This window comes from Lentilactobacillus sunkii DSM 19904 (genome assembly GCF_001435575.1).
Classification (GTDB): Bacteria; Bacillota; Bacilli; order Lactobacillales; family Lactobacillaceae; genus Lentilactobacillus; species Lentilactobacillus sunkii.
Window position 1 is genome coordinate 1 of sequence record NZ_AZEA01000077.1, and the last position, 206, is coordinate 206.

Consider the following 206-nt stretch of genomic DNA (forward strand, 5'->3'; position numbering starts at 1 on the left):
TCATTTTGCTACTAATGATGAATTGAAAGAATACCAGAAAACACAGGTTCGTGAATTAACTTGGGGAACTCAAGATCAGAATGCCAATGTCTATGTATCTGGAAATACGATTGATGGAAATTCTGCGAATGCCTTGACGGTCGACCATTACTTGGTTGATGAAAAAGGTCAACCAACATCGACTACTATCGGCACTCCAGTCAAAA

The 206-nt window shown here is 39.3% G+C and carries 1 protein-coding gene; it reads left to right on the top strand.

Features of this window, described 5'->3' with window-relative positions:
* On the top strand, positions 1-206 hold a 206-nt coding region (locus tag FD17_RS13285), incomplete at both ends, for a hypothetical protein (RefSeq protein ID WP_162256796.1).